Origin of the sequence: Streptomyces sp. NPDC056128 (assembly GCF_042263835.1) — a bacterium.
GTDB lineage: Bacteria > Actinomycetota > Actinomycetes > Streptomycetales > Streptomycetaceae > Streptomyces.
In genome coordinates, this window is the sequence record NZ_JBHJVQ010000063.1 from 1 (window position 1) to 7,549 (window position 7,549).

The following is a 7,549-nucleotide window of genomic DNA, read 5'->3' on the forward strand; positions in this document are numbered from 1 at the left end:
GTGATGTTGACGGTGGATTCGGTGGGGCCGTAGGCGTTGATGATCTGGACGTCGGGGTGCTGGTCGCGCCAGGCGGCCAGGTGGTCGGTGTGGAGTGCCTCCCCGCCGAGGATGAGGGTGTGGGAGGGGGACGCCGTCTCCGGGAGCGCGGTGAGTAGGGGGAGGTGGCTGGGGGTGGCCTTGATGAGGCTCGGCTGCGTCGCCGTCTCTTCCAGGCTCGTGAGGTGGACGGTGCCGCCGGCCGTGAGGGGCGTCCACAGGGCCGTGATGGTGAGATCGAAGGCGAGCGGCGAGTGCAGGACGGTGGCACCGCTCATGGCGCTGTAGGTGGTGCGGGCTCGGTGGAGGTAGGTCGCGAGGGCGTGGTGTTCGATGACGACGCCCTTGGGGCGGCCGGTGGAGCCGGAGGTGTAGATCATGTAGGCCGCGTGCCGCCGTGACCACGAGGTACGGCGCTCTGCGTTGGTGACCGTTGCGGTGGAGTGTCCGGCGTACTGCTCCACGGGTATGGGCTCGGTGAGAGCGAGGGCGGGCCGGGCATCGTCGAGCATGTAGCTGATGCGCTCAGCGGGGTACTCCGGGTCGATCGGCAGATAGGCCGCGCCGGTCTTCAGCACGGCCAGCATGCTGGTGATCGCGTCCAGCGACTTCGGCAGCGCGATCGCCACGAAGTCCTCCGCGCCCAGCCCCTCTCCCAGCAGATACCGGGCGAGCTGGTTGGCGCACCCGTCCAGCTCGGCGTACGTCAGAGACACGCCGTCGCACACCACCGCGACCGCATCCGGCGTCCGTCCGGCCTGCTCGCTGATCAGTTCGTGCAGCGGCGTCCCGGGAAGCTCGGTCCGCGCCCCGTTCCACTCCACCAGGACCCGCTCCCGCTCGGCCGGGTCGAGGGTGTCCAGGCGGGCGACGGGCAGGTCGGCGTCGGCGATCAGGGTCTCCAGGACGCGCAGCATCCGCCGGCCGAAGCCGCGGGCGTACTCCTCGTCGTAGAGGTCGGGACGGTAGTCCACGCGGAAGGACAGCTCCGCGCCGCGCATCGTCGCGACGACGTTGACGGCGAAGTGTGTGCCGCCCTTGATGTCCGCCGAGGCCACCCGGAGCCGGTCGGGGTCGGAGGCGGCGGTGAGGTCGCCGTCCTCGACCGGGTAGTTCTGGAAGACCATGGCGGTGTCGAAGAGTTCGCCGTGTCCGGCCCAGCGTTGGATGTCGGCGAGTCCGGCCCACTGGTGGTCCAGGAGGCGGGCCTGTTCGGCCTGGAGGCGGCGGAAGAGGGCATGCAGGGGCTCGGCGTGGTCGAGGCGGGCGCGGACGGGCAGGGTGTTGATGAACAGGCCGATCATCGACTCGACGCCGGGCAGCTCGGGCGGGCGGCCGGAGACGGTGGCGCCGAAGACGACGTCGTCGCGTCCGGTGGCCTGGGCCAGGGCGAGTGCCCAGGCGCCCTGGACCACGGTGTTCATGGTCACGCCCTGTCCCCGCGCCCAGGCCGCCAGCGCGCCACTGACCTCGGAGTCCACGGTGAACGACACGTGCTCGGGCGCCGTCGACGCCGCCGAACCGGCCGGGGCGAGGAGGGTGGCCTCGTCGAGGCCGGCCAGCGACTCCTGCCAGGCGGTCCGGGCCGCTTCACGGTCGCGGGCGTCGAGCCAGGCCAGGTAGTCGCGGTACGGGCGGACCCGCGGAAGCGCGGACGGGTCGCCGGAGGAGGCGTACAGCGCCATCAGCTCGCGCAGCAGGACCGGCATGGACCAGCCGTCGAGCACGATGTGGTGGTTGGTCATCACCAGCCGGACGCGGTCGGCGGAGAGCCGGATCGCCGTGAAGCGCAGCAGCGGCGGGCGGCCCAGGTCGAAGCGGCGGGCGCGGTCGGCGGCGGCGAGCCGGTCGGCCTCGGGGCCGCGCTCGTCCTCGGGCAGCGCGCTCAGGTCGGCGTCCTGCCACGGCAGGTCGACCTCGTGCAGGACGAGTTGGGCCCAGGCCCCGTTCTTGCGCTGCCGGAACCCGGCCCGCAGGTTGGCGTGCCGGCGCAGCAGGGCCTCGGCCGCCGCGCGCATCCGGGAGCCGTCGTACGGGCCCTCCAGGTCGAAGGCGACCTGGCCGACGTAGAGGTCGGGTCCCTCCGTGTGCAGCAGCCCGAGGAACACGAAGCCCTCTTGCAGCGGGGAGAGCGGAAGAATGTCCTCGATCTTGCTACGCGAACGAGACGGTTGCTGGCTCACTGCTCAATCTCCCACTCGGACTCAAGGTCGGACTCGAACTCCTCGATCTCGGACTGACTGAGCGAGTCGAGGGTGACGTCGGACGGCGTCAGGCCGCCCGCGCCGGAACGGCCGGTGTGCTCCACCAGGGCCTCCAGGGCCCGGAACCAGTGCTCGGCCAGGAGCCGGGCGTCGTGATCGGGGACCAGGCGGCGTGCGTAGGTCCATTCCGCGCGCAGTCGGGGGCCGTCCGCTCCCTCGTGCACGACCGCGCTGATCTCCACCGCGTGGGCCATCGGCGCCGCCGGTCGCGAGGCGGCCAGCCCACCGCCGGTCACGGTCCACGGCTCCGGGGTGCCGGTGGCCGGGGTGACTCGTCGGCCCAGGTAGTTGAAGCCGAAGTCGGGCTCCGGGAGGCTCGCCAGCCGGGGCCCGGTGGTGGGGTTGAGGTGGCGGAGCAGGCCGTAGCCGATGCCGTCGCCCGGCACGGCCCGTACCTGTTCCTTGACCTGCTTGAGGCCGTCCCGGAGCGCGTCGCCGTCCTGGTGCAGCCGCGCCCAGTCGGCGACGTTCGGGGCCAGCCGCACCGGGTGCAGTGCGGTGAACCAGCCCGCCGTGCGGCTGAGTTCCGCGCCCGGCACCGCGTCCTCGTGCCGTCCGTGGCTCTCCAGGTCGACCACGACGGGTGCGTCCGGGTCCTCGCCGCGCCCGCGCCGCCACTCGGCGACGGCGAACGCGAAGGCGGTCAGCAGGACGTCGTTCACGCTGGCGTTGACACTCCCCGGCACCTCGGTGAGCAGGGCCGCGGTCGTGTCCGACGGCAGATCGAGGCCGACGCGTCCGGCCTCGCCCTGGACGTCGCGCGCGCGGTCCAGCCGCAGCGCGCCCGCCCCGGCGAGCGTGTGCTCCCAGTGGGCGGTCTCCGCCTCGACCCGGGGGTCGGTGGCGAGCCGTTCCAGCGAGGTGGCCCACTGCCGCCACGAGGTGCCCACGGGGGCCGGTGCGTCGCCCCGGTACGCCGTCGCGAGGTCCGGCACGACGATGCTCCACGTCACCGAGTCGACCACCAGGTGGTGGGCGACCAGGACCAGTACGCCGTCCCCTGCGCCGTCCCCGCCGGGCCCGCGGTCCACCAGCACCGCCTGGAGCATGCGGCCCTCGGCGGGCGCGAGGCGGTCCCGTGCGGCGCGGGCCGCCTCCGTGACCAGGGTGTCGTGGTCCTCGGTGCCCGGCGCCCCGGTCACCACGCTGAGCACGTCCGCGGCCGGCACGCTGCCCGGAGGGCGCACCTCGGCGCTTCCGTCGGGACGGACCAGCAGCCGCAGCGCGTCATGGTGGTCCAGCACGCTCTGGAGGGCCCCGGCCAGCCGGTCGCCGTCCACCGCGGGCGGCAGGGACACCACGACCGACTGGTTGAAGTCGTCGCCGCCCAAGCCGAGTTCGGCGACCCGGGCCATCACCGGGGTCAGCGGGACCGGGCCGTGCGGCGGCACCTCCTCGACCTCCGGCACGGCGTCGCCGTCCCGCTCGGCCAGTGCCGCGGCCAGCTCGGCCGTCGACTGGTACTCGAAGACGTCGCGGACGGCGAGGGCCAGTCCGGCCGCGCGGGCCCGGCTGACGAGCTGGATGGACAGGATGCTGTCGCCGCCGAGGTCGAAGAACCCGTCGTCGATGCCCACCGCGGACAGGCCCAGCACCTCGCCGAAGAGCGTGCACAGCAGTTCCTCGGCGGGGGTGCGGGCGGCCCGCCCGGTGGACGCCGCCGCGTAGTCGGGTGCGGGCAGCGCCTTGCGGTCCAGCTTGCCGTTGACGGTCAGCGGCAGGGCGTCGAGGACCACGAAGGCCGACGGCACCATGTAGTCGGGCAGCGCCTGGCGGGCGAAGGCGCGCAGCGCGTCCGGGTCCACCTCGCCGTCCCGGCCCTCGGCGGCCACGACGTAGCCGACGAGCCGCCGGTCGCCGGGCCGGTCCTCGCGGACGACGACGGCGGCCTGGGCCAGCTCCGGCCGGGTGGACAGCACCGTCTCGATCTCGCCCAGCTCCACCCGGAAGCCGCGGATCTTGACCTGGTCGTCCGCGCGGGCCAGGTACTCCAGCTCGCCCGCCGGGTTGTAGCGGACCAGGTCGCCGGTGCGGTACATCCGCTCGCCGGACCCGCCGTACGGGTCGGCGACGAACCGCTCGCAGGTCAGGTCGGAGCGGCCCAGATAGCCGCGCGCCAGACCGGTCCCGGAGATGAACAGCTCGCCCGGCACCCCGGCGGGCACCGGCTGGAGGTACTGGTCGAGCACGTACGCCCGGGTGTTCCCCGTCGGACGGCCGACCGGCAGGCTGCCACGGGCCGCGTACGGCGCCGCGACCTCGTGCTGCGTCACGCACAGCGTCGTCTCCGTCGGCCCGTACAGGTGGCGCAGCACGGCGCGCGGGGCGTGCTCAAGGACCCGGGCCACCGCGGCCGGAGAGACCACGTCACCGCCGGTCAGTACCTCCCGCACACCGGCGAAGCACTCCGGCGCCTCCTCGGCGATGACGCGGAAGAAGCCCGCGGTGAGGTGGATCGCGGTGATGTCGTGGGCGGCGATCAGGTCGGTGACGGCGGCCGCGTCCAAGTGTCCGGGCGGTGCCACGACGACCGTTCCGCCGGAGACCAGCGGCACCCACATCTCGTAGCAGGACACGTCGAACGCGTGCGGCGCGTGCAGCAGCACCCGCTCGTGGGCCTCCGGCCGCCAGCAGTGGTCGCGGACCAGGTCCACCACCCCGCGATGGGTGACCGCCACGCCCTTCGGCACCCCGGTGGAGCCGGAGGTGTACATCACGTACGCGAGGTCCTGCGGGCGCAGCCCCACGTCCGGTACGCCGTCGGCCTGCCCGGACCCGGGCGGGGCGCCGAATTCGTCGACCACCATGACCCGTACGCCCAGCTCTCCGGCCCGCGCGGCCTCGGCCCGGTCGGCCAGGACGAGCGTCGCCGCGGTGTCCGCCACCACGTGCCGCATCCGGTCGAGGGGATACGTGTCGTGCAGCGGCACGTAGGCGCCGCCCGCCCGGCTGATGGCCAGGGTCGCCACCACGTGGGCCAGGGACCGCTCCATCAGCATGACCACGGGCGTCCCCGGCCGCACCCCCTGCTGCCGCAGCACCCGGGCCAGCCGACCGGCGCGCGCGTCGAGTTCGGCGTACGACACGGTCGTCCCGCCCTGCACCAGGGCCGGCGCTTCGGGCGTGCGGAGCACCTGCGCCCCGAACAGCTCGGGCAGCGTCGCGTCCAGGGTCTCCAGCGCGGGCCCGGTCCCCTCGCCGAGCAGCCGGTGCCGCTCGGGTCCGCTCAGCACCGGTACGTGGGACAGCCGGACACCGGGGTCGGCGACGACCGTCTCCAGGGTCCGCACGAACCGCTCCACCAGGGACCGCGCCGTCGACCGGTCGAACAGGTCGGTCCGGAAGTCCAGCGCGCCCGTGAGCCCGGTGCTCCGGCCCTCGCCGTCCCTGGTCTCGGCCAGCGCGAAGGCCAGGTCGACCTTGGCCGCACCGAGCCGGCTGCGCTCCACGCCGACCCGCAGCCCCGGCAGGGCCAGCGAGGCGTCCGGGTCCGTGTCGGCCGTGCTCAGGATGAGCATGACCTGGAAGAGCGGGTGGTGCGCCAGCGTCCGGACCGGGTTCAGCGCCTCGACCAGCCGCTCGAAGGGGAGGTCCTGGTGCGCGTAGGCCGCCAGGTCGGTGCGGCGCGTGCTCTCCAGCAGCTCCCGGAAGGTGGGGTTGCCGCTGGTGTCGGTGCGCAGGACGAGCGTGTTCACGAAGAACCCGACGAGGTTCTCCGTCGCGCCCTCCGTGCGGCCCGCGACCGGCGTGCCGATCGGGATGTCCTCGCCCGCGCCCAACCGGGTCAGCAGGGCGGCGAGCGCCGCCTGCACCACCATGAATGTACTCGAGTGCGTGCTCCTGGCCAGCTCGGTCAGCCGCGCGTACAGCCCCGCGTCGAGCGAGAACGCGACTCGGTCGCCGTCCTGGTCCGCCACCGCCGGGCGGGGCCGGTCGGTGGGCAGCTCCAACTGCTCGGGCAGCCCGGCCAACCGCTCCTTCCAGTGGGCGAGCTGACGGCCGGCCGCACTGTCGGCGTCGGCCTCGTCCCCGAGGACCTCCCGCTGCCACAGCGCGTAGTCGGCGTACTGGACGGGCAGCGGCTCCCAGGCCGGCGCGTCGCCCGCACACCGCGCCGTGTACGCGGCGGCGAGGTCCTGCCCCAGCGGTGTGCGCGACCAGGCGTCGGTGGCGATGTGGTGGATGAGGAGCAGCAGCACCTGCTCCCGCTCCGAGATCCGGAACAGCGTCGCCCGCACCGGAATGCCGGCCGTGAGGTCGAACGCGTGGTGCACGGCCGTGGAGAGCCGCGCGTCCAGCTCCCCCTCCTCGGTGTCGACCACGACGAGCGGCAGCAGACCGGGCTCCCACGCCTGAACCACCTGCCGGGGCCCCTGCTCGTCCTCGGTGTAGGTCGTGCGCAGGCTCTCGTGCCGGGCGATCAGGTCGTTGATCGCCGCGTGCAGGGCGTCCCGGTCCAGGGCGCCGGAGAGGCGGAGGGTGGTGGGGATGTTGTACGTCGCCGAGGGCCCTTCGAGCTGGTGCAGGAACCACAGGCGCTGCTGGGCGTACGAGAGCGGGACCCGCTCGGGCCGCGGCTTCGCCGTCAGCGCGGCCCGCGCACCGTCGGCCTGGTCGAGCGCCCCCGACAGCCCGGCGATCGTCGGCGTCTCGAAGAACTGCCGCACGGACAGCTCTACGTGCAGTGCGGTGCGGGTGCGGCTGACGAGGCGGGTGGCGAGGAGGGAGTGTCCGCCGAGGTCGAAGAAGTTGTCGTCGATGGTGACCTGGTCGACGCCGAGTACTTCGGCGAAGAGGGTGCAGAGGATTTCTTCGCGGGGGGTGCGGGGGGCTCGTCCGGTGGTCGTGGTGGCGTAGGTGGGTGCGGGGAGGGCTTTGCGGTCGAGTTTGCCGTTGGGGGTGAGGGGGAGGGCGTCGAGGGTGACGTAGGCGGTGGGGCGCATGTAGTCGGGGAGGGCGCGGGTGACTGCGTCCCGGACGGTGTTCTCGTCCCAGTCGGCGGTGACCACGTAGGCGACGAGGCGCTGGTCTCCCGGCTGGTCCTCGCGGAGCTGGACGGTGGCTTGGGTGATGCCCGCTTGTGTGGTGAGGGTGGCTTCGATTTCGCCGAGTTCGATGCGGTGGCCGCGGAGTTTGACTTGGTGGTCGGCTCGTCCGTCGTAGGTGAGGTGGCCGTGGTGGTTCCAGTGGGCGAGGTCGCCGGTGCGGTACATGCGGGTGCCGGGGGTGGGGCTGTGGGGGTTGGC

2 protein-coding genes are annotated in these 7,549 nt (G+C 73.5%); both read right to left on the reverse strand.

What is annotated here, in order from left to right; all coding sequences use genetic code 11:
• On the reverse strand, positions 1-2,222 hold a 2,222-nt coding region (locus ACFC1X_RS40455; protein ID WP_376364685.1), incomplete at its 3' end, for a condensation domain-containing protein.
• On the reverse strand, positions 2,219-7,516 hold the full coding sequence (locus tag ACFC1X_RS40460) for an amino acid adenylation domain-containing protein (RefSeq protein WP_376364688.1): 5,298 nt from the start codon (positions 7,514-7,516) through the stop codon (positions 2,219-2,221). The genes ACFC1X_RS40460 and ACFC1X_RS40455, both read right to left, overlap by 4 nt.
• Between the last annotated feature and the right edge of the window lie 33 nt (positions 7,517-7,549).